This is a genomic window from Enterobacter sp. K16B, assembly GCF_020216105.1.
Lineage (GTDB): Bacteria > Pseudomonadota > Gammaproteobacteria > Enterobacterales > Enterobacteriaceae > Enterobacter > Enterobacter sichuanensis.
In genome coordinates, this window is sequence record NZ_JAIWJZ010000005.1 from 1 (window position 1) to 22,399 (window position 22,399).

Consider the following 22,399-nt stretch of genomic DNA (forward strand, 5'->3'; position numbering starts at 1 on the left):
AGAGGGGGTCGTCTGTGCAGACATTATTTTGTGGGGATCCCTCAGCCCTTTGGTAGAGGGAATGGTTGAGGCGCAGAGTTAAATCGAGGTACGGCGATAGCTGCGGTATTCAGGCATCCAGAAGTTGTCGTCAATAGCCTGCTGCAGCGCGTCGGCAGAGGTCTTCACCGCCACACCCTGCTGCTGCGCCATTTTACCGACCGCAAAGGCGATAGCACGCGACACCTTATGAATGTCTTTCAGCTCTGGCAGCACCAGACCTTCGCCGTCATTGACCAGCGGCGAGTGGCCCGCCAGGGTTTCGCTCGCGGACATCAGCATTTCATCGGTAATGCGCGACGCCCCGGAGGCGATAACGCCCAGACCAATGCCCGGGAAGATATACGAGTTGTTACACTGGGCAATCGGATAAGTTTTATCTTTCCACACGACCGGATCGAACGGGCTGCCGGTAGCAACCAGCGCGTTACCTTCGGTCCAGGCAATGATGTCCTGCGGCGTTGCTTCCACGCGGGAGGTCGGGTTGGAGAGCGGCATCACGATAGGGCGTTCGCAGTGCTTGTGCATCTCGCGAATAATCTCTTCGGTGAAGAGACCGGTTTGCCCGGAAACGCCAATCAGAATATCCGGCTTCACGTTGCGCACCACGTCGAGCAGGGAGAGCACTTCGTTGTCGGTATCCCAGTTTTTCAGGTTCTCGCGCTTCTGTACCAGTTTGGTCTGGAACGGCAGCAGGTTCGGCATACCGTCGGTCAGCAGGCCGAAGCGATCAACCATAAAGACACGGGAGCGGGCCAGTTCTTCACTCAGGCCCTCACGCTGGGTCTGGGCGATAATCTGCTCGGCGATACCGCAGCCCGCAGAGCCCGCGCCCAGGAAGACAATTTTCTGGTAGCTCAGCTGGCTGCCGGCCGCGCGGCTGGCGGCGATAAGCGTCCCCACGGTCACCGCGGCGGTGCCCTGAATGTCGTCGTTAAAGGAGCAGATCTCATCGCGATAGCGGTTCAGCAGCGGCATCGCGTTTTTCTGCGCGAAGTCTTCGAACTGCAGCAGCACGTCCGGCCAGCGGTGCTTCACGGCCTGGATGAAATCATCGACAAACTGATAATACTCGTCGTCAGTAATACGCGGATGACGCCAGCCCATATAGAGCGGATCGTTAAGCAGCTGCTGGTTGTTGGTACCGACATCCAGCACCACTGGCAGGGTATACGCCGGGCTGATGCCGCCACAGGCGGTATAGAGGGAGAGTTTACCGATTGGGATCCCCATCCCGCCAATGCCCTGGTCGCCGAGGCCGAGAATACGTTCGCCGTCAGTCACCACGATCACTTTGATATTGTGGTTCGGCACGTTCTGCAGAATGTCGTCCATGTTGTGACGGTTCTGATAAGAGATAAATACCCCGCGGGAGCGGCGGTAGATCTCAGAGAAACGCTCACAGGCCGCACCTACCGTCGGGGTGTAGATCACCGGCATCATCTCTTCCAGATGGTTCTGCACCAGGCGGTAGAAGAGGGTTTCATTGGTGTCCTGAATGTTACGCAGGTAGATGTGTTTGTCGATTTCAGTTTTGAAACCCTGATACTGGATCCACGCGCGCTCTGCCTGCTCTTCAATGGTTTCCACCACTTCCGGCAGTAAACCCAGCAGGTTAAAGCTGCTGCGCTCTTCCATGCTGAAGGCGCTGCCTTTGTTGAGCAGGGGGAATTCGAGTAAAACCGGTCCGGCGTATGGGATGTATAAGGAACGATGTTTTTTCAGTTTGTTGTCCATGTCACTCACTCTTTTTATGAAGATCCGTCCCTGACACTGCTGTTTGTCATCTTTCTGGCCTGTGCGATGGGATGCGGTCCGGCGGTATTATAAAGGAGCTAAATATGAATTACCGCAACACATAAACAAAAACACCATCGGGATTACCGATGGTGTTCTGGATCTCACTCTGGAACTTACTTGCCGGCGTGGCGTTTTCTGCCGGTGGCGTGAGTGACTTGCGTCTCATGGTCGCCTTCAATCACCACTTTGCGCTGATTAGAAAGCTTGTAGTTCAGTCCCAGAATATGGCGTGCCTGACGGTTCGATTTCATGTTAACTCCTCAATCCTGTTGATAGTTTTAAGGACCAGTTTGCTTACGCAAACGAAATGTAACCCCTTAGGTTGCAGATCCAGCTTAGCAGGTTTTTACAAGGGTGCGTTTTGCCCGCTGACGACATAGTTAATGGTTTGCTGGTAGATGTCACTGAGGATGTCATTGTCTGTGGATTCCACCCATTTGGTCAGTTCCATTAAAATGTCATCTTCAGTCACAGCACCGTGCTCGGCGTGAAGACCCTGCGCAATCGCGTTAACGAGTTCAGGTTGTGCTGCTGCGGTATTAGCCGGGTAATAAGTAAACATGCTGCCTCCGTGTCGTTGTCTGTTTAATGGTACGGCTCGCAAAAAATTAATTCATAAACAGAATGGCAAATATTTTCCCGGTTGTGGTTCAGATTCATCTTAGAAATAAAAATGCCATAAGTGCATGCTTTTATGTGGTTTTAACGGATGAGAATATATCGTCGCGTCACGGAGGGAATATTAGGGAGGTGCTCCTGCCATCATGAAAATAGAGCAGGAGCAGCGTTTAAATTACCACTTCATTTCGCCGGTATTGACCTTAGCGCTTAATTCCAGCGAGCTCTCTTCCGCAAGATTCGGATACTGTTTTTTCAGGGTACGGATAACGCCAGCGGAATCTTTATGCGCAGCTAAAGCCTTTTCAAAGCGCTGCAGATAGTTACGCGTAAAATCAATCGCGCCACTGCCCGCGGGTGGGTTACCCAGATAGTGGCCCGGGATCACGCGTTCTGGCTTATGCGCAGCCATCGCCTGTAGGGTGTCCTGCCACTGCTTACGGCTTTCCGCGGTCTGCGTGTCTGCCGTCCACACGTGAATACCCCAGGCTACCCCGGTGCCGCCGAGGATGGTTTTCGCTGACGGGATCCACACATAGGCCGCGTAGCTGTCAGGCTGCTCGATGTCGATCTTTTCTCCGTCAACCATAAACGTGGTGGAGGCGAGTACCTGCGGAACAACCAGTTCCGTTGGCGCACCGTCTTTCATCTGCGGGCCCCAGAAAGCCAGCTTCGCGTCTTTGGTGGCCTTAATATGGTCAACCACGTGCTGTGTGGCCACCACTTTGGCATTCGGGAAGGCTTTAACCAGCGGCTGCAGGCCAAAGTAGAAATCCGGATCGCCGGAGGTGATCACAATCTTATTCAGGGTTTTGCCGCTGCGGCGAATCTTCTCCACCAGCGCTTCGCCATCTTTCACGCTGAACTGCGCGTCAAACAGCACCGCTTCCTTAGGACCGGAAACCAGCGTGGAAGAGACCGCGAAAATGCCTTTTTCCTGCGGGTTATAGGTATCAACGTTCAGCGGTGCGGCAAACGCGGCCGGCGTGAAAAGGGTGGAAAGCAGGGCAATGTGAGTGAGTTTCATGCTGTTGTCTCTGTTGTTCAGGAATGTCTCTATTGTACGGATATTCGTATTTGCCAGAATTCCTGAAACAAGACATGCTTAGTTTCATAAATCGAGCAGATGGAGTGGATATGGATCGCGTTATTGCCGCCCAGGTTTATAACCGGATATGCGAGCTGGGAAGTTTGAGCGCGGCGGCCCGCGCGCTGGGGATCTCCCGGCCGATGGTAAGCCGCTATCTGGAACAAATGGAAAAGTGGGCGGGAACCCGGCTGGTAAACCGCTCCACGCGCAAGCTGACGCTGACCGCGGCAGGCGAAAAGGTGCTGCAAAAAACGCGGACGCTCTCGCAGATCTCGCAGGAAATTGAGGGCCAGTCGGAAAAAGATCTGCCGTCAGGCACCCTGCGGGTGGCCTGCGCGCACTTTACCGCCATGCACCTGATTGCGCCGGTGCTGCCTGGTCTGCTCTCGCGCTACCCGCAGTTGCGTATCGAGCTGGACGTGAATAATCACCCGGTGAGCCTGGTGGGTGAGCGTATTGATGTTGCCGTGCGTATTACCGACAACCCCGAGCCCGGGATGATTGCCCGCCGCCTGGGGGAGTGTCGTTCGGTACTCTGCGCCTCGCCGGATTATCTGGCACAGCACGGGACACCCGACAGCCCCGAAGCATTAGCGCAGCATAACTGCCTGCACTACAGCTTTTTTGCCGGGCAGTCCTGGCACTTTCTGACCCCGGAAGGGGAAAGCCTGAGCGTCGCCGTCAGCGGCAACCTGAGCGCCAGCATCTCTTCGCTGCTGATGGAGGCGGCGATGAAGCACTGCGGTATTGCCATGCTGCCGGAGCGCGAAGCGCGTGCCGCCCTGGAGCAGGGATTGCTGGTGCCGGTGCTGGCGGCGCTGGCGCCGAAACCGCTGGCCATCCATGGCATTTATCAGTCCCGGGAGTATCAGCCTGCCGCGCTGCGGGTGTTCCTTGATGAGCTGGCCCGCTACCTGGTATGAGGGGGTGATGATTTTTTCTGTAGCCAGGGCGAAGCCGTGCTCCAGAAAATAATATCGGCCCCGAGGTAGTTTTCTGTGAACTGATCAAATTCCGCTTTGGTGAAGGGCTTACCGGTCTTAGGATTTTTATAGGTCAGGGTAGGCTCCTGCACCGCCATCGCGATGAGCGGCAGCGTCTGTTTATTTTTATGGAAGAAGGGATAGGCATTTTTCATGTGCGCCTTGCGGTTGGGCACGATGTCCGGCCCGCCCAGGCCGATGTTGTTGGCGCTGGCATAAGCAAAAAGCCGTCCCATGTAGTTATGGTCATTATCCCATTCGCACGGCCAGAAATTGACATATTGCACCACATGGGATTTCTGAAACGCCTTACGCGCAAAGGCCAGGTTTTCCATTTCGCCCGCGAAGTAGCTGTCGCAGCTAAACCCGGCGGGCGGATGTTTTTCGTCGATATCGATGGCGGTTTCGGGCAGGTTTACCCCATACACCTCCCCATCAAAGCGCTTCGCAAGGGCCGCCAGCAGCGCCTGGTAGCGCTGGCGCACGGCAGGGTCCCACTGGCGTGCCACCCATCCTGAACCGACGGGCTTGCCTTCGCCGGGGTTATCGAACTGCGGTGCGAGCCCGCCACCGTATTGCTTATCGTGCAGCAGATAATCCGGGACGTAGCGGGCGTCCGGCTCAAAAAAACGGTCCTGGATCTGGATGAAGAGTTTTTTTCGCGCGGCCTGAAGGCGCGCCAGATCCCGTTCTATCCGCGAGAAGTCATACCGATCCTTCCCGGGCTCAAGCGCGCGCCAGTTATAGACGATCTGCACGCCGCCGATGTCGCTTCGTGCAACAAGCGGGAATGCCGCGTCGAGTTCGTCGGAACTGGTGTAGATAAAGTTCTCCGGCGTTTTCGCCAGCAAAGACAACGAGAGAGCCAGTGTGGTTACCGCAACGGTCATTCTGATTTTTAGCGTCACAGGTTTATCCTTTTTGTCGGTACAGCAGGTGAACGTCCCGGAATTATCTGTGTTCCAGGGTGGGTCAGGTACGTAGTCTATACTTAACCCTTTGTAAGCCAAAAGGAGAGCAAGAATGACGATTCATAAGAAAGGTTCGGCACACTGGTCCGGTGATATCAAGCAGGGGAAAGGGACGGTTTCTACTGAAAGTGGCGTCCTGAATCAACAACCTTACGGCTTTAATACCCGTTTCGAAGGCGCTAAAGGGACCAACCCGGAAGAGCTGATTGGCGCAGCACATGCTGCCTGCTTCTCAATGGCACTGTCGCTGATGATTGGTGAAGCGGGTTACACCGCCGATTCCATTGATACCACGGCGGATGTCTCGCTGGATAAAACCGAGAGCGGCTTTGCGATCAGCAAAATTGCGCTAACCAGTAAGGTTACTGTGCCAGGTATCGACCCGCAGAAGTTTGACGGCATTATTCAGAAAGCCAAGGCGGGCTGCCCGGTGTCGCAGGGACTGTAAGCCGAGATCACGCTGGACTATACGCTTAACTGAGCCTGAGCCGGGTTAGCGCCCGGCTATTTCTGCAGAAAAATATGTACCCTGGAACAAATATAATCTAATTAATTTCATCTGGTATTATGCAGCAATGGAATAATTTTCTGTTGTTTTTATTAATGGTTTCATTTGTTGTTAATTAGTGATAAATATATGGTGTACTTTATTATTAATATATAATATTAAAGATCATAACCCACTAGTTTTAATGGTTCGCAGTTGTTGTTCTGATATTCTACCTATACTGGTATCGAAGTTGTTAATACATCAATTTGATACGGTGGGTATTATGAAATATTCAGTTCTGGCTTTCGGCTGTATTGCAGTACTTTCCAGTTTAAGTTCACTTTCCATGGCTGAAGAAACAAAAAAATCTGAGGGGGCATCAGCGCCGAGACATGGCACAGCAAACGTGCCACCTTCCCGTCAGTATTATTGTTATAGTCAGAAAGATTTCGGCGGTGGTAGTGGAGGCATTAAAAATGCGGCCTGCAAGGCGGCGTATGAGGCTGCTGGTAGTGAGAACTGGCAACGAGAACGATTATTTAACAACTGGAATGCTTACTCTCAAAATGCCCCTAAAGACCAATGGCAAACGAAGGTGCCAGATGAGCAATTATGTTCTGCGGGCATTGAAGATTATAAAAGTATTAATTTGCCCAGTGCGGATTGGTACACAACTGAACTGGAAGTAAAAAATGGTCACGTCGCGCTGGATTATATAGCAAGCAAGATGCATGACCCGAGTGAGTTCTCCGTGTATTTAAGTAAACCTGATTTTGACCCCACAACCAGCAAGCTGAAATGGTCAGATTTACAGGAATCTCCTGATGTGAAATCAACAGGTATTCCGGATGAAACAGATCCTGATAAAGGGCATTACAAACTGGATGTAAAATTACCGGAAGGTTATACCACCGGTAAGAAAGCCATCATATATATTGCATGGGCACGTCATGAAGATCCCGCGCGCGAGACCTTCTTCAGTTGCAGTGACGTTATCCTGAAAAATTAATCCAGATTGCGCCAGCAGCGGACGTTACGGCCCTCGTGAGAGGGCTGTAACGGCTGGGGACGTTCACATCCCTGCGTTGCCATCGGGCAGCGGTCGCGGAAAAAACAGCCTTCAGGCAGATGACGATTGCCGGGAAGCTCCGTTTTGCGCAAGGCCAGATTTTCGTCCAGCGGTTCACCGGTGCGGGGGACCGAATCAAGCAACAGACGGGTATAGGGATGGCGCGGCTCGCTCAGAACCTGCGCGGCGCTGCCCAGCTCGACAATCTGCCCGAGATACATCACCGCCACGCGATCGCTCATGTGCCTCACCACCGAGACGTTATGCGAGATTAACACGTAGGTCAGATTACGCTGCTGCTGTAGCGTCACCAGCAGGTTGAGGATCTGCGCCTGTACGGAGATATCCAGCGCGCTGGTGGGTTCATCGAGCACGATGATGTCCGGATCGGACGAGAGTGCCCGGGCGATGGCGATGCGCTGGCGCTGCCCGCCGGAGAAAGCGTGCGGAAGGCGGTCGAGATATTCCGGGCGAATACCCACCTGCAGCGCCAGGTGTTCAGCCAGCTGACGTCGCTCCCGCTCGCTGCTGCGTTTTTGCACCCACACCGGCTCGGTGATGATGCGCCAGACCGGCAGGCGCGGGTCGAGCGAGGAGAGCGGATCCTGAAACACCATCTGCATACCGCCCGCGTGGGGCGTCCGCTGACATGCGCCTGTGCTGGGCTTAAGCATGCCCATCAGCAACTGGGCAAGCGTGCTTTTCCCGCAGCCGGATTCCCCGACAATACCGAGCGTTTCCCCGCGGCGGATCTGCAGGTCGAGCCCGTTGAGCGCATGCACCTGTTCCGTGACGCGCCCCAGCCAGTTTTTGCGCGCCGCGAAGTTCACGTGCACGCTATCCAGTTCCAGCAGTACATCAGACATGGGCTTTCTCCCGTTGTGGATACCAGCAGGCGGCCTGTTGGCCCTCTGCGCCAGAAGGGCGTAAGCGCGGCGTTTCGCTGCATTTCGCCCCGGCGGCAAAGCAGCGCTCGCGGAACGCGCATCCCTGCGGAAGCTGGCTGAGGTTAGGCACCGTACCGGGGATGGCGGGGAGCAGATCGCGCGGCTGGCCGTTTTCCGGGGCGCACTGCAGCAGGCCAATGGAGTAGGGATGCACGGGCTGGTGGATCAGCGTTTGTGTGGATCCGCTCTCGATCACGCTGCCGGCATACATTACATACACTCTGTCGCAGAGCTGCGACACCACAGTCATATCATGGCTGATAAACAGCACCGAGGTGCCGCTGGCCCGCGCCTTATGCTTCAGCAAGCGCAGCACCTGCAGCTGGACGGTGACATCCAGCGCGGTGGTGGGTTCGTCGGCGATAATCAGCTCCGGCTCGCAGGAGAAGGCAAGGGCGATCATCACCCGCTGGCGCATACCGCCTGAGAGTTCAAAGGGATAGCGCGCCATCACCGCCTTCGCGTCCGGGATCTGCATCTCTTCCAGCAAGCTCATCGCCTTCTGCTGCGCCTCGCGCCGCGAAAGGGGCTGATGCTGGCGGATCACCTCCACCATCTGTTTGCCTATCCGACGCGTCGGGTTGAGGGCGGTCATCGGCTCCTGAAAAATCATCGCCACCCGGGCACCGCGCCACTGACGAAGCTGTTTCTCGGAGGCCGTCAGGACATTTTCGCCGAGTAATTTCACCTGACCATGATGAATACGATAGCTGCCCTCCGGCAGCAGCCGCATGGCGAGCATGGCGGTAACCGATTTACCGGATCCCGATTCGCCCACCACGCCGACAATTTCCCCCCTGTTAATCTCCAGCGAGACGTGGTTCAGCGCGTGGACCTCCCCGCGAAAAATCGGAAAGCTCAGGTGCAGGTCTTCAATGCGTAATACCGGTTCGGTCATCACTGTTTTCCTCCCGATTTCGGATCCAGCAGATCGCGGATGCCATCGCCAAACAGGTTAAAGCCCACGGCGGTAATCAAAATCGCCGCACCGGGAAATGCGCAGTACCACCACTGGTCCAGAACGTAATTGCGGCCCACGGCCACCATCGCGCCCCATTCGGCGGTGGGCTGCTGCGCGCCGAGGCCAATAAAGCCCAGCGTGGCGGCCATCAGAATGGCGCTGCCAATGTCCAGCGAAGCCTGCACAATCAGCGGCGGAAGGGCGTTGCGCAGGATATGCCAGCTGATCAAATGCCAGCGGGATGCGCCGAACGTGCGGGCGGCCTGAACGTAGGTAAACTGGCGCACCACCAGGGTTTGCCCGCGAGCCAGGCGCACGTAAAACGGAATGCGGACAATGGCGATTGCCAGCATGGCGTTAAACAGGCTCGGCCCGAGCGCTGCCGCCAGCGCCATGGTCAGCACCAGGGAAGGAATGGAGAGCATAATGTCCATCACCCGCATAATAATGGCGTCGCCGCGCCCGCCCAGTACGCCGGATAAACAGCCCACCAGCGAGCCAATGCCGCCTGCAATCACCACCACTGCCAGCCCGGCAGTAATTGACTGCTGGCTGCCCGCCAGTACGCGGCTGAACAGATCCCGTCCCACCTCATCGGTGCCAAACCAGTGCCGGGCAGAGGGTGCCTGCAGGCGGGCGGTCAGATCCAGCGAGTTGGGGTCATGCGGCACGATCCACGGTGCGGCCACCATGATGAAAAGCATCACCAGCATAATGACGCCGCCAACGATCGTGAGCGGGCTTTGACGCAGCATCCATAACAGCTTTGCCCAGTTGATACGTTGCCTGGCGCGCTTAACAGGGACGGACGTTTCCTGAGTCAACATCATTCGGCACCTCCGCGCCCGATTCGCGGGTCAATCCACAGGTAAAGCAGATCGACCACCAGATTAACCAGCACGTAGGCCAGCGAAACGACGACCGCAAAGCCCATCACGGCAGGGAAATCAAGCGCCTGAATGGACGTTACCACCCAGGCACCCATCCCCGGCCAGGCAAAAACGGTTTCGGTGAGTACGGCGCCGTAGAGGAGATCCCCCAGCGCCAGCCCCAACACGGTAATGGACGGAATCATCGCATTGGGCAGGGCGTAGCGCAGGACGATGTACCAGCCGGGCAGGCCGCTGGCGCGGGCGGTGCGGATATAGTCCTCGCTAAGCTGCTCCAGCATCGCCGAGCGAACCTGACGCGCCACAATGCCGAGATGCACAAACGCCAGCGTCAGCGAGGGTAAAATCAGGTGCTGAAGCGCATTGAAAAAGACCTCGCCGTTGCCTTCCAGCAGCGCATCCAGCAGATAAAAACCGGTGACGTGTGTCGGCGGGTCGAGCCAGTCATCCAGCCTGCCGCCGCCGGGCAACAGCTGCAGATGTCCGTAGAACAGCACAATGACGCCCAGACCGAGCCAGAAGGCCGGGGTGGAAATACCGGTCATCGCCATCAGCCGTACCAGATGATCCAGCCAGCGGTTACGGTACACCGCTGACAAAATCCCCAGCGGCACGCCAATGACCAGCGCCAGCAGCAGAGAACAGAAGGCCAGCTCCAGCGTGGCGGGGAAAAAGGCCTTCAGATCCTCGGCGACCGGACGTCCGGTACGAATGGAAGTGCCTAAATCCCCATGGGCCAGAGCATTCACGTAGCGGCCAAACTGAACATACAGCGGCTGATCCAGCCCCAGCTGCTGGCGAATATTCTGCACGATTTCGTCGCTGGCGCGGTCACCGGCCAGCAGACGAGCCGGATCGCCGGGGATCAGGTGCGAAATAATAAACGTGATAATACAGACACCGGCCACCACCAGGAGTAACCCCCAGCAGCGCTGGCGCACAATGCTCCAGAACGTCATACACTTTCCCCCGGCGAAACGGTTACTTACTCATGGTGCCGATGTTGAATACCTGCTCGAGCATCGGATTAAAGGTGAAGCCTTTGACCTCTTTGTTCATCGCCAGCTGGTAGTTCTTCTGGAACAGATAAACGTAGGCCGCCTCGTCAATCACCACCTTTTGCGCCTGCTGGTAATCTTTGGTGCGTTCCGCCTGGTCCGTGGTTTTCAGCGCGGCCTGCAGCAGCGAATCGACCTCTTTGTTCTCATAGAACGAACGGTTGCCCGGCAGCCCTTTTTTGTCTGATTCAAACCAGTAGTTCATGAACATGTACGGATCGGCAAAGTCCGGGCTCCAGTTACCGATGGCGATGTCGTAATCGCCTTTGCCGACGCGGTCGCGCATGGTGGCGTTGGCCAGTTTCTCCAGCTTGACGTTAATGCCGATCTTGCCAAGGCTGGCCTGGGTCGAGAGGGCAATAGGCTCCCAGTTCGGATCGTTATCCGAGTAGAGGAAGGTCAGGCTGGCGGGTTTGTCTTTCACCTTCCCCAGGGCCGCTTTGGCTTTGGCCTCGTCAAGGCTGTACTGCATGGCCGTGGCGTCATAGCCCCACATGCCTTCCGGGATCGGGCCACGCATCTGCTTGCCATTGCCGCTCAGAATGCCTTTGACCATGCCCTGATAGTCCGTCGCCCAGGAGACGGCCCGGCGTAAATCCACCTGGTTGAGCGGGGCTTTGCTGTTGTTGAGGTAGAGATAGGTCACGCGCAGGGAGGGGTATTCCGCGACGGCCACTTTCCCTTCCTGCTTGAGCGCCGCGAGCTGATCGACCGGCAGAGAATCAGCAATGTCCAGGTCGCCGCGGGAAAGCTGCAGCCGGCGGGAGGCGCTTTCACCGATAATTTTCACCGACACGCGCTTAAAGTGCGGCTTTTCGCCCGGCCAGTGGGGATTCGGTACCAGGATCAACTGCTGGCCTTTCTGCCAGCTTTTCAGCATAAACGGCCCGGAGCCGGCAGTGTTTTGCGCCAGAAACCCGCGCGCGTCGTCCGCGGCATTGGCCTTCAGCACCGCCGGGTTAATGATGGAGGCTCCGTCATTCGCCAGAGTGTAGAGGAAAGGGGCGAACGGCTGGCTGAGGGTGAATTTCACCGTGTGGTCATCAATGGCCTCCACCTTCAGGTCTTTCGGGAAGGCTTCAGACGGCCCCTGGCTGAGTTTCAGCAGGCGCTCAAAGGAGAGTTTTACCGCCTCGGCGGTGACCGGCGTGCCGTCGGAGAATTTGGCGTTATCCGCCAGGGTAAACGTCCACTCCTTCTGGTCGTCGGAGGCTTTCCAGCCCGTCGACAGATCGCCTTCCACCTCGGTCGAACCGGGTTTGTACTTGACCAGACGCTGGTAGGACGGATAGGTAACGGTCCAGTCGTTGTTATCAATGGTGATGGCAGGATCGAGCGTTTGCGGGTCGGCGGCTTTACCGATCGCCAGCATATCTTTCGGGACGGCGGCCAGCGCCAGCGGAGCGCTCAGGGCCAGCGTAGCGGCAATGATGGTCGAGAGAAGCGATGTTTTCATGGCAGTGCTCCAGGTTTAAAGAGAGGTGTGCGTCTGGGGAAAACAGGCAAAACGGTCTTCAAGCAGCGGGTAGCTGGCGGCGTTCGGCAGTTCGAAGTGCCACCATTCGCTGGCAATCCCGACAAAACCGCCGCCGAACATGATGGCGTTCAACAGCAGACGGTTGCGCTGGGCGTGCGGCGGCACAGAGGGGTGATAAGGATGCGAACGGTCGTGCATTTCGTCAAAACCGGCCCCCATATCCAGCACGACGTTATGTTCGTCCATCAGCGTGACGTCGATGGCCGTACCGCGGCTGTGATTGGAGCCAATCGCCACGTCGACGACATATTCCGGGTTCGGGCAGGCATCCCACAGCCGGGCCTGCGCCTGCTGCGGTCGATAGGCGTCGTAGACCACCAGCTTCAGCCCGGCCAGCGCGGCAATGCTGATGGCTTTTGCCAGCGCGGTGGCGGCGTCGGTATGCAGCAGGCACAGCGCCTCCTGATAAATCGGGCGGCCGGTGATGTTGTCGGCGGTGGCGTATTTCAGATCGATATGCAGCGTGGGAAAGGTCTTCGCCACATCAATCAGTTGACTCTCTTCGGGCATAGCTCCGCTCCTTTAGCGTTCGAATTGTCCAAACTCTTGTTGTAATTCCCGGTTGACCGCCAGGCGCGCCGGAAGCGCATCACCCAGTGCTTCCACCACGCCCGACAGCAGCAGGTTGAACAGGCAGCTCACCGGGGCAAGGGAATCCCAGAAATGACCGGTATCGGTTTTCACCTGCAGCAAATCAAGCGGGTAATCCCGCGCCCAGGGGCACCAGATGTCGGTAATTAAGGCCAGCGGAATGCCTTTCTCGCTCGCGACGCGGCAGTACTGACGCGCCATCGCGGAGTAGGTGCGCGTATCGGTCAGCACGACGTAGGGATGCGCAAACCCCGAGTTCAGGGATTCAACCCAGCTCCCGGATGCGCCTTCGGAATAGCTCACCCGCGGACGAAGGTACTCGAGGTGGCTGAAGAAGGCGTTGGCGATCCCGCGCGTGGACTGGATCCCCAGCACAAACACCGCGTCGGCGTGAGCAAGGCTATGCACCACCTGGCGGAAGACGTCCGTTTGCGCCAGCTGGTACACCTGAGTGATGGCATCCACCTCCAGCGACAGAGCGTGCTGAAGACGGTTGGGCAGAGGGCGTTGCTGCTGCCAGGAGTCCAGCCGCTCGTTCATGCCCCAGGGCTGATACGGGTCGCGCAGGCTCTTTTTAGCATCTTCAAGATTGCGATACCCCAGCTTGCGCAGGAAGCGTCCGACGGTGATCCCGCTGGTTCCGCTCGCCAGACCGACGCTCTCCGCCGTTTCAAATGGGATCTGCGCGGCGTGCGCCAGCAGCCAGCTTGCAACCCGCTTTTCGCTGGGCGTTAGCTGGCTGAAGATCGCTTCGATACGATTCAACATCTCTGGTTTCGTCGTCATACCGCCTCGCTGTTAACTGGCTGTCAAAAGCCAGATTTCTGTTACCACGTTAACAATGCATGACGCGTGCCATATTCACAGGGCGGGTAAAACCCGCTGTGCGGTAAAATTCATGCAATATTTGTTTAACGAATGATCAACATTTGTGCAGCGTAGTTCACTTTTGGTGCACTGTCTGACGCGGCAGGTATGAATTTGGTGAATACGTCAGCCTGTTCACATTTTTGATAAGATAGAGGCACTGTGAAAATAAAAGGGATCCCGGCATGGCGAATCTGCCCTGGCGTGTCAGCGTGCGCGTTATCGCGCTTTCAAAGAAAATGGCGATGGTTGTTGGGATCGTCGTGGTCGTCCTGCTGGCGGTGCGGGTGTATCTTTCGCAGCAGGGACCGGAACTGCACCTTTGGCACACCTGGCGGGCAGATGAGATGTCCGTGCGCGAGCTGGATAATGCCGATTTTGCCGGATATCTCACCCGGGAAAAGGCGATTTTCGCCGACCTGGATAACGCGGTAACGGCGAAAACAGGGCGCGAGGAGCAAACGCCGCTAAACCGTTATTATCGCCAGAGCCTGGTGTGGCCCGGTCAGTTTTCACCTGATGCCAACCGCTCATTTGTGCTGATGCCAGCCGGAAAGCCCCGCGGCGCGGTAGTGCTGCTGCACGGGCTGACGGACTCGCCTTACAGCGTCAGGCATCTTGCCCTGAACTATCAGCAACACGGCTTCGTGGCCGTGGTTCCGCGCCTGCCCGGGCACGGCACTGCCCCCGGCGCGCTTACTGACGTTGACTGGGAGATGTGGCTGGCGGCGACGCGGCTTGCCGTGCGGGAAGCCACGCGTCTGGCGGGAGAGCATGTGCCGCTGCATCTGGTGGGTTACTCCAACGGCGGAGCGCTGGCGATGAAATATGCCCTCGATGCGCTGGACGCGCCTGCGCTGCGAAAACCGCAGCAGGTGATACTGCTTTCGCCGATGATCGGCGTGACGGCCTTTGCGCGGTTCGCCGGTTTCGCCGGGCTCCCGGCGCTGCTGCCGGCATTTGCCAAAGCGGCGTGGCTGAATATCGCCCCGGAATATAACCCGTATAAATACAATTCTTTCCCGGTTAACGCCGCCCGCCAGTCGTGGCTGCTGACGAAAGCCCTGCAGGAGCAGATTGGCCGCGCGGCGCGGGAGCAGCGGCTGGGGCAGCTCCCGCCGGTGCTGGCGTTCCAGTCGGTGATGGATTCCACGGTCAGCACCCGCGCGGTGGTCACCGGTCTGTTTGACCAGCTTCCGGCAAACGGCAGCGAGCTGGTGGTGTTTGACATCAATCAGGCTGCCAGCTTCCGCCCGCTGTTCAAACCGTCGTCGTGGACGGCAACCTCGGCGCTGCTGCCGGTTGCACAGAGGCGTTACAGTGTCACGGTTATCACCAATGCAGACGAACACCGTTTCTCGGTGGTAGCGAAAACCACCTCAGCCGGCAGCACGCAGGAGACGGTCATGCCGCTTGCGCAGTCCTGGCCGCAGGATGTCTATTCGTTGTCGCACGTTGCCGTGCCGTTCCCGCCGGATGACGATCTCTATGGCCGCGAGCCTGGCGTGAAAAACCGCTATGGCATCAGTCTGGGGACAATTGCGCTGTGGGGAGAGACGTCCGTGCTGAGCGTCGGCAAAGAGGCGCTGATGCGGGTCACCTCGAACCCGTTTTATGACTCTATGCTGGAGAGGATCGACAGCCGGATTGGGGACGGGGAGAAGTAACGTTCCCTTGTGGCGTGAATATGTTAGGTCGCATTGATTAAGTATGTTAAATAGTAGCTTCAAGGCACCTTTCTCATCGGAACCCCTTTTGTGCTGACGACGCTAATCTACCGAAGCCAGTTAAATTTATCTCACCCGTCCACCGAACTGCGGGAGCTGGTCGAGCGCGCCAGGGGCCGCAACGCAAAGCTGAATATTACCGGTGTACTCCTGTCTAAAGGGAGCGATGTCCTGCAAATTCTCGAAGGTTCCGAAGAGAGTGTGGTCAGGCTGTTCCATACCATTCGTCAGGACCAGCGTCACAGCGGGGTGGTTGAACTGATGCGGGACTATGGCCCGCGCAGACGTTTTGAAAATGTCGGCATGCTGCTGTTTGATCTGCAAACCCAGTCGCCGAAAGAGGTGCTGCAGTCGGTTCTGCATTACAGCAAGCTGGACAGCTATCTGACCTCTGACGATCGGGTGTTCAAATTTATCCAGACGTTTATCACCGGCAAACGTCCGTCACCGTCTGGGGCACGCTATCTCCCTGAAAAATGGACGCTGTCACCCGAAGTGCTACCGTTTGGCGAGAGTCTGGAGCTGATTGCCGGTCAGCCCTGTCAGTTTGCGCTTCAGCCCATTGTCGAGCCGTCGGAAGGGACGATCAGCTCCCTTGAAGCCCTGATACGCGGCAATGACGGCGGCAGCCCGGAGCATTTCTTCAGCACCCTCGACCCGGACAAAATCTACGAAGTTGATCTCCAGACAAAGGCGTATGCTTTTGCGCTGGCGGAAAAACTGGGGATTGGCAGCCATAAAATTGCGGTCAACCTGCTGCCCATGTCGCTGGTGAATGTGCCTGGTGCCGTCGAGTTTCTGGTCAATCAGATCAAACAACACGGGTTGCAGCCGGAGCAGGTGGTTATTGAAGTCACTGAGAACGAGATGATCTCCGGTTTCAACCAGTTCAACAGCGCCATTAAGCAGCTTCGCGGTGAGGGGGTTGGCCTGGCGATCGATGATTTTGGTTCCGGCTATGCCGGTCTTTCTCTGCTGACCCGTTTTCAGCCGGATAAAATTAAAATCGACCGGGAAATTGTCAGCGATATCCACCTCAGCGGCGTGAAGCAGGCGATTGTGCGCTCCATTATCAGCTGTTGCTCTGACCTTGAAATTACCCTGGTGGCCGAAGGGATCGAGAAGATAGAGGAGTGGTGCTGGCTCGAATCTGCCGGGATCCGCCGCTTCCAGGGCTTTCTGTTTGCTCGTCCGCAGCTGAATGGCGTCGGTGATATTCACTGGCCGCATCTGATGCGTTAAGCCAAATTTCCTTCCCGTTATTTCCCCTTTGCCTGGCCTGTGCTTAAATAGCTAAAACGGTTTAACAATGTTTAGCTTAGAGGGTCACATGAAAAAAATCTGGGTACTTGGCGATGCAGTGGTGGATCTGCTGCCGGATGGAGAAGGCCGGCTACTGCAATGTCCTGGCGGGGCACCGGCAAACGTTGCAGTCGGGATTGCCCGACTGGGCGGCCAGAGCGCCTTTATCGGCCGGGTTGGCGACGATCCTTTCGGGCGTTTTATGTATCAGACGCTGGCGAAGGAGCGGGTCGATGTGCAGCAGATGCGCCTTGACCCGGCACACCGCACCTCGACGGTGGTGGTCGATCTGGACGACCACGGCGAGCGTTCGTTTACCTTCATGGTGCGCCCGAGCGCCGATCTGTTTCTGGAACCCGCCGATCTGCCCGCGTTCAGCGCCGGGGAGTGGCTGCACGTCTGTTCCATCGCGCTCAGCGCAGAGCCGAGCCGTACTGCGACGTTTCAGGCAATGGCCGCCATTCGCGAGGCGGGCGGTTACGTCAGTTTCGACCCCAATATTCGCCCGGATCTCTGGCCGGATGAGAACGCCCTGCATGGCTGCCTGGAGCAAGCCCTGCAACGCGCCGACGTGGTAAAACTCTCGGTCGAAGAGCTGGCCTTTTTTACCGGCTGTGCGCAGGTAAACGACGGTCTGGAGGCGTTGATGCAGCGCTGCCCGGCGCGGCTGGTGCTGGTCACCCAGGGTAAAACGGGCGTGACGGCCTGGCATGAAGGTAGCGTAAAACACTATCCGGCCACGCCCGTTCAGTGCGTCGATACCACCGGCGCGGGGGACGCCTTCGTAGCGGGCCTGCTCTACGGCCTGGCCGCCGGGCAGGACCTGACGCCGGTTATCTCCCTGGCCCAGCGCTGCGGCGCGTTAGCAACTACCGCCAAAGGGGCAATGACCGCATTGCCCTGGCAGCACGAGCTGTAATTCCTCCCTTCACTGGCCGCCAGTCGGCGGCCTGAATTGTCGCCTCGATCACACTTACTAAAACGGTTTAGCAAAAAAGATTGCCGATCCAAAATTCACAGGTTTAGTATCAGCAGCCTAAACCGGTTTAGCAATTTAGCACGTTTAATGACTTCTTTTAGGGATGCGACAAAATGTATAAAAAACGCAGACTTGCCGTGATGATAGGCATGCTGGCCGGCAGTACCTCTGTTTTTGCCCAGACCGATATGTCCAGTATCGAAGCGCGCCTTGCCGCAATGGAGCAGCGCCTCCAGGACGCGGAAACGCGTGCCCAGGTGGCGGAGAAACGCGCCACGGCGGCAGAACAAAAAACACAGCAGCTGGTGGCTGCTCAGCAGCAGGCGCAAACGACAACCCAGGAGGTGGCGCAGCGCACCACCGCGCTGGAGAAGAAGGCGGATCAAAGCGGCGGATTTGAGTTTCACGGCTATGCCCGTTCAGGCCTGCTGATGAACGATGCCGCCTCCAGCAGCAAAAGCGGTCCTTACCTGACGCCAGCCGGCGAAACCGGCGGTGCAGTAGGGCGTCTGGGTAACGAAGCCGATACCTACGTTGAACTGAACCTGGAGCATAAACAAACCCTGGATAACGGGGCGACCACGCGCTTCAAAGCGATGCTGGCCGACGGTCAGCGAACCTATAACGACTGGTCTGCCGATACCAGCGATCTCAATATTCGTCAGGCCTTCGCGGAGCTGGGCAACCTGCCTGATTTTACCGGCGCGCTGAAGGGCAGTACCTTCTGGGCGGGTAAACGCTTTGACCGCGACAACTTTGACATCCACTGGCTGGATTCCGACGTGGTGTTCCTGGCCGGTACCGGTGGCGGCGTCTACGACGTGAAATGGAACGATTCGCTGCGCAGCAACTTCTCCATCTATGGCCGCAACTTCGGCAGCGTGGAGCAGACCGACAACAACGTTCAGAACTATATCCTCAGCATGAACCACTTCGCCGGCCCGTTCCAGCTGATGGTGAGTGGCCTGCGGGCGAAAGATAACGACGACCGCAAAGACACCAACGGCGATCTTATAAAGACGGACGCCGCCAATACCGGCGTGCATGCCCTGGTGGGATTACATAATGAGAGCTTCTATGGCCTGCGTGAAGGGACGGCCAAAACGGCGCTGCTGTATGGTCACGGGCTGGGTGCGGAGGTGAAAAGCATCGGCTCTGACGGGGCCCTGCTGTCTGAAGCGGATACCTGGCGCTTTGCAAGTTACGGTGTCACGCCGATCGGTGGCGGCTGGAGCATTGCGCCTGCCGTGCTGGCGCAAAGCAGTAAAGATCGCTACGTCAAAGGCGATAGCTATGAGTGGGTAACGCTCAACACCCGTCTGATTAAAGAGGTGACGCAGAATTTCGCGCTGGCGTTTGAGGGCAGCTATCAGTACATGGATTTAGATCCACAAGGCTATAAGGACCGTAACGCCGTCAACGGCAGTTTCTACAAGCTGACCTTTGCACCGACGTTAAAAGCGAGCAAGATCGGCGACTTCTTTAGCCGTCCTGAGCTGCGCCTGTTTGCCACCTGGATGGACTGGAGCAGCAAACTGGATAATTACGCCAGCGATGATGCCTTTGGCAGCAGCGGCTTCAACGCCGGCGGGGAATGGAACTTTGGGGTCCAGATGGAAACCTGGTTTTAACCCATCCCGCTCCCGCCTGGCGGGAGCGGTTTAAACATCATAAAAAATGAAGTCAGGCAGAGGTATCTATGGATTTTGATAATATCGCCCGCGCGCTTATTCCGCTGCTCGGTGGCAAAGAGAACATCGCCAGCGCGGCACACTGCGCAACGCGTCTTCGTCTGGTGCTGGTCGATGACGCGCTTGCCGATCAGCAGGCTATCGGCAAGGTTGACGGCGTAAAAGGCTGTTTTCGTAATGCCGGGCAGATGCAGGTGATTTTTGGTACGGGCGTGGTTAACAAAGTGTACGCCGCGTTTATCCGGGCGGCGGGGATCAGCGAATCCAGTAAATCAGAAGCCGCGGATCTGGCGGCGCGCAAGCTTAACCCGTTCCAGCGCATTGCCCGTTTGCTCTCCAACATCTTTGTGCCGATCATTCCCGCGATTGTGGCGTCCGGTCTGCTGATGGGCCTGCTCGGGATGGTGAAAACCTACGGCTGGGTCAATGCGGATAACGCCCTCTACATCATGCTGGACATGTGCAGCTCCGCGGCGTTTATCATTCTGCCTATTCTGATCGGCTTTACCGCCGCGCGGGAATTTGGCGGTAACCCGTATCTTGGCGCAACGCTGGGCGGCATTCTGACCCATCCCGCGCTGACCAACGCCTGGGGCGTGGCGTCGGGTTTCCACACCATGAATTTCTTCGGCCTTGAGATCGCGATGATTGGCTATCAGGGCACGGTATTCCCGGTGCTGCTGGCCGTCTGGTTTATGAGCATCGTGGAGAAAAACCTGCGCCGCGTGATTCCGGACGCCTTAGACCTGATCCTGACGCCGTTCCTCACCGTGGTGATCTCCGGCTTTATCGCGTTGCTGATTATCGGTCCGGCAGGGCGCGCCCTGGGGGACGGCATCTCCTTTATTCTCAGCACCCTTATCGCCCACGCGGGCTGGCTGGCGGGACTGCTGTTTGGCGGACTTTACTCGGTGATTGTAATCACCGGTATTCACCACAGCTTCCACGCCATCGAAGCCGGGCTGCTGGGCAATCCGTCGATTGGCGTTAATTTCCTGCTGCCTATCTGGGCCATGGCGAACGTGGCGCAGGGCGGCGCCTGTCTGGCGGTGTGGTTCAAAACCAAAGACGCCAAAATCAAAGCCATTACGTTGCCATCGGCGTTTTCTGCGATGCTCGGCATCACCGAAGCGGCTATTTTTGGTATCAACCTGCGCTTCGTTAAGCCGTTTATCGCCGCGCTGATTGGCGGCGCGGTGGGCGGTGCCTGGGTGGTGTCGGTGCATGTCTACATGACCGCCGTCGGGTTGACTGCCATTCCGGGTATGGCCATTGTGCAGGCCAGCTCGCTGCTGAACTATATTATCGGCATGGTGATTGCCTTCGGCGTGGCGTTTACCGTCTCACTGCTGCTGAAATATAAAACGGACTCTGAATAATGACGTTACCTTCCCGCTGGCCTGCGATCCTGCAGGCCGTTATGCAAGGTCAGCCGCGGGCGCTCGCGGACAGCCATTATCCGCAATGGCACCCCGCGCCGGTGACGGGGCTAATGAACGACCCGAACGGGTTTATCTGGTTTGCTGGCCGCTATCACTTGTTTTATCAGTGGAACCCGCTGGACTGCGAGCACCGCTTTAAGTGCTGGGGGCACTGGAGCTCTGCGGACCTGGTGCACTGGCGGCACGAGCCGCTGGCGCTCATGCCGGATGAAGAGTATGACCGCAACGGCTGCTATTCCGGTAGCGCCGTGGATAACGCGGGCGTCCTGACCCTGTGCTACACCGGCAACGTCAAGTTTGATGACGGCAGCCGCACGGCCTGGCAGTGCCTGGCCGTGGAACAGCCGGACGGAACCTTCATGAAGCTGGGACCAGTGCTGGCGCTGCCGGAAGGCTACACCGGCCACGTGCGCGACCCGAAGGTGTGGCAGCACGACGGGATGTGGTACATGGTGCTTGGCGCACAGGATGTGCAAAAGCGCGGCAAGGTGCTGCTGTTTAAGTCAGCCGATTTGCACGCCTGGCAATCCTGTGGGGAGATCGCCGGTCACGGCGTCAACGGCCTGTCGGATGCAGGGTATATGTGGGAGTGCCCGGACCTGTTTGCCCTCGACGGGACGCACGTCCTGATCTGCTGCCCACAGGGGCTGGCGCGCGAGCCGCATCGCTACCTCAACACCTATCCGGCCACCTGGATGAGCGGGGCGTTTGACTCTTCCACCGCCCGGTTTGATCACGGCGAGCTGCACGAACTGGATGCGGGCTTTGAGTTCTACGCCCCGCAAACCACGCTGGCGGAAGACGGTCGCCGCATTCTGATCGGCTGGATGGGCGTACCGGACGGGGAAGAGATGCTGCAGCCCACGCGGGCGCACGGCTGGATGCACCAGATGACCTGTCCGCGCGAATTACGGTACCGCGACGGTAGGCTCTGGCAGACCCCGGTGCGTGAGCTGACGGCGCTGCGCGAAGATGAACACAACTGGCAGGGGCGCGCCAGCGCCGCGCCCGCACTCGACGCGACGCGCCTGGAGTTTGAGCTGGGCGCTTCGCAGGTGAATGTCGATTTTGCCGGCGCGCTGCGCCTCAGCGTCGATGGGCAGGGCCTGCGTCTGGAACGCGCGAGCCTGGAAACCGGTGAAACGCTGACCCGCTACTGGCAGGGCGACGTCCGTCATTTACGCGTCCTGTGCGACCGCTCCAGCGTTGAAATTTTCATCAACCACGGCGAAGGGGTGATGAGCAGCCGCTATTTTCCTGTCCATCCGGCCCGGGTGCGATTCGAAGGTGCGTCCGACATCACATTACGCTACTGGTCGTTGCGCACGTGCATGATAGAATGAGGGT

General features: G+C 57.6%; 21 protein-coding genes. 9 read left to right on the forward strand and 12 right to left on the reverse strand.

Annotation, left to right across the window (positions count from 1 at the left end; translation table 11 throughout):
* Positions 1 to 78: 78 nt before the first annotated feature.
* From LDK53_RS01220 to LDK53_RS01235, 4 genes are all read right to left on the reverse strand, one after another.
* Complete coding sequence (locus LDK53_RS01220; protein ID WP_013096532.1) at positions 79 to 1,776, reverse strand: NAD-dependent malic enzyme; 1,698 nt, start codon at positions 1,774 to 1,776, stop codon at positions 79 to 81.
* A 176-nt stretch (positions 1,777 to 1,952) separates the two neighbouring features.
* Entirely contained in the window at positions 1,953 to 2,090 is a 138-nt protein-coding gene (gene sra, locus LDK53_RS01225; RefSeq protein WP_008501714.1) for a stationary-phase-induced ribosome-associated protein, read from the reverse strand.
* Between the two features lie 95 nt (positions 2,091 to 2,185).
* Entirely contained in the window at positions 2,186 to 2,401 is a 216-nt protein-coding gene (bdm, locus tag LDK53_RS01230; RefSeq protein ID WP_013096534.1) for a biofilm-dependent modulation protein, read from the reverse strand.
* Positions 2,402 to 2,632: 231 nt separating this feature from the next.
* Complete coding sequence (locus LDK53_RS01235) at positions 2,633 to 3,484, reverse strand: Vmh family MBL fold metallo-hydrolase (protein WP_225283432.1); 852 nt, start codon at positions 3,482 to 3,484, stop codon at positions 2,633 to 2,635.
* A gap of 110 nt (positions 3,485 to 3,594) precedes the next feature.
* On the opposite strand from LDK53_RS01235, the gene LDK53_RS01240 reads away from it, so the two are divergent.
* Positions 3,595 to 4,470, forward strand: coding sequence for a LysR family transcriptional regulator (locus LDK53_RS01240; protein ID WP_225283435.1), 876 nt, complete (start codon positions 3,595 to 3,597; stop codon positions 4,468 to 4,470).
* Here LDK53_RS01240 and LDK53_RS01245 read toward each other — a convergent pair.
* Positions 4,458 to 5,420 carry a hypothetical protein gene (locus tag LDK53_RS01245; protein WP_263643412.1) on the reverse strand — a complete coding sequence of 321 codons (963 nt, stop codon included), beginning with the start codon at positions 5,418 to 5,420 and terminating at the stop codon, positions 4,458 to 4,460. The genes LDK53_RS01240 and LDK53_RS01245 overlap by 13 nt on opposite strands.
* 133 nt (positions 5,421 to 5,553) lie before the next feature.
* Here LDK53_RS01245 and LDK53_RS01250 point away from each other — a divergent pair, with 133 nt between their 5' ends.
* Positions 5,554 to 5,949, forward strand: a complete 396-nt coding sequence (locus LDK53_RS01250; protein ID WP_225283439.1) for an OsmC family protein — start codon at positions 5,554 to 5,556, stop codon at positions 5,947 to 5,949.
* 325 nt (positions 5,950 to 6,274) lie between these two features.
* On the forward strand, positions 6,275 to 7,000 hold the full coding sequence (locus tag LDK53_RS01255) for a lytic polysaccharide monooxygenase auxiliary activity family 9 protein (RefSeq protein WP_225283457.1): 726 nt from the start codon (positions 6,275 to 6,277) through the stop codon (positions 6,998 to 7,000).
* Here the strand turns inward: LDK53_RS01255 and LDK53_RS01260 are convergent.
* Genes LDK53_RS01260 through LDK53_RS01290 form a run of 7 tightly spaced genes read right to left on the reverse strand, consistent with a single transcriptional unit; the run spans position 6,997 to position 13,830 of the window.
* Positions 6,997 to 7,926: an ABC transporter ATP-binding protein gene (locus tag LDK53_RS01260; RefSeq protein WP_225283458.1), complete on the reverse strand. Its 930-nt coding sequence runs from the start codon at positions 7,924 to 7,926 to the stop codon at positions 6,997 to 6,999. The genes LDK53_RS01255 and LDK53_RS01260 overlap by 4 nt on opposite strands.
* Complete coding sequence (locus tag LDK53_RS01265) at positions 7,919 to 8,905, reverse strand: ABC transporter ATP-binding protein (protein WP_225283460.1); 987 nt, start codon at positions 8,903 to 8,905, stop codon at positions 7,919 to 7,921. The genes LDK53_RS01260 and LDK53_RS01265 overlap by 8 nt, the downstream gene beginning before the upstream one ends.
* Positions 8,905 to 9,798: a D,D-dipeptide ABC transporter permease gene (gene ddpC, locus LDK53_RS01270; protein WP_225283470.1), complete on the reverse strand. Its 894-nt coding sequence runs from the start codon at positions 9,796 to 9,798 to the stop codon at positions 8,905 to 8,907. The genes LDK53_RS01265 and ddpC overlap by 1 nt, the downstream gene beginning before the upstream one ends.
* Positions 9,795 to 10,817 carry an ABC transporter permease gene (locus LDK53_RS01275; RefSeq protein WP_059386669.1) on the reverse strand — a complete coding sequence of 341 codons (1,023 nt, stop codon included), beginning with the start codon at positions 10,815 to 10,817 and terminating at the stop codon, positions 9,795 to 9,797. The genes ddpC and LDK53_RS01275 overlap by 4 nt, the downstream gene beginning before the upstream one ends.
* A 22-nt stretch (positions 10,818 to 10,839) precedes the next feature.
* Positions 10,840 to 12,372, reverse strand: coding sequence for an ABC transporter substrate-binding protein (locus LDK53_RS01280; RefSeq protein ID WP_225283472.1), 1,533 nt, complete (start codon positions 12,370 to 12,372; stop codon positions 10,840 to 10,842).
* A gap of 15 nt (positions 12,373 to 12,387) precedes the next feature.
* On the reverse strand, positions 12,388 to 12,963 hold the full coding sequence (gene ddpX, locus LDK53_RS01285) for a D-alanyl-D-alanine dipeptidase (RefSeq protein WP_045285768.1): 576 nt from the start codon (positions 12,961 to 12,963) through the stop codon (positions 12,388 to 12,390).
* A gap of 12 nt (positions 12,964 to 12,975) precedes the next feature.
* Positions 12,976 to 13,830 carry a MurR/RpiR family transcriptional regulator gene (locus LDK53_RS01290; protein ID WP_155031213.1) on the reverse strand — a complete coding sequence of 285 codons (855 nt, stop codon included), beginning with the start codon at positions 13,828 to 13,830 and terminating at the stop codon, positions 12,976 to 12,978.
* A 266-nt stretch (positions 13,831 to 14,096) separates the two neighbouring features.
* Between LDK53_RS01290 and LDK53_RS01295 the strand changes: the two genes are divergently transcribed.
* From LDK53_RS01295 to LDK53_RS01320, 6 genes are all read left to right on the forward strand, one after another.
* On the forward strand, positions 14,097 to 15,578 hold the full coding sequence (locus tag LDK53_RS01295) for an alpha/beta hydrolase (RefSeq protein ID WP_225283474.1): 1,482 nt from the start codon (positions 14,097 to 14,099) through the stop codon (positions 15,576 to 15,578).
* A 90-nt stretch (positions 15,579 to 15,668) separates the two neighbouring features.
* Positions 15,669 to 16,880: a diguanylate phosphodiesterase gene (locus LDK53_RS01300; protein WP_225283475.1), complete on the forward strand. Its 1,212-nt coding sequence runs from the start codon at positions 15,669 to 15,671 to the stop codon at positions 16,878 to 16,880.
* Between the two features lie 88 nt (positions 16,881 to 16,968).
* Complete coding sequence (locus LDK53_RS01305) at positions 16,969 to 17,859, forward strand: aminoimidazole riboside kinase (RefSeq protein ID WP_225283487.1); 891 nt, start codon at positions 16,969 to 16,971, stop codon at positions 17,857 to 17,859.
* A 173-nt stretch (positions 17,860 to 18,032) separates the two neighbouring features.
* Entirely contained in the window at positions 18,033 to 19,550 is a 1,518-nt protein-coding gene (locus LDK53_RS01310) for a carbohydrate porin (RefSeq protein WP_047958642.1), read from the forward strand.
* Between the two features lie 68 nt (positions 19,551 to 19,618).
* Positions 19,619 to 20,989, forward strand: a complete 1,371-nt coding sequence (locus tag LDK53_RS01315; protein WP_045285762.1) for a sucrose-specific PTS transporter subunit IIBC — start codon at positions 19,619 to 19,621, stop codon at positions 20,987 to 20,989.
* A complete protein-coding gene (locus tag LDK53_RS01320) occupies positions 20,989 to 22,395 on the forward strand; it encodes a sucrose-6-phosphate hydrolase (RefSeq protein WP_225283489.1) in 1,407 nt (468 codons plus the stop codon). Before LDK53_RS01315 ends, LDK53_RS01320 begins: the two co-directional genes overlap by 1 nt.
* Positions 22,396 to 22,399: the final 4 nt, after the last annotated feature.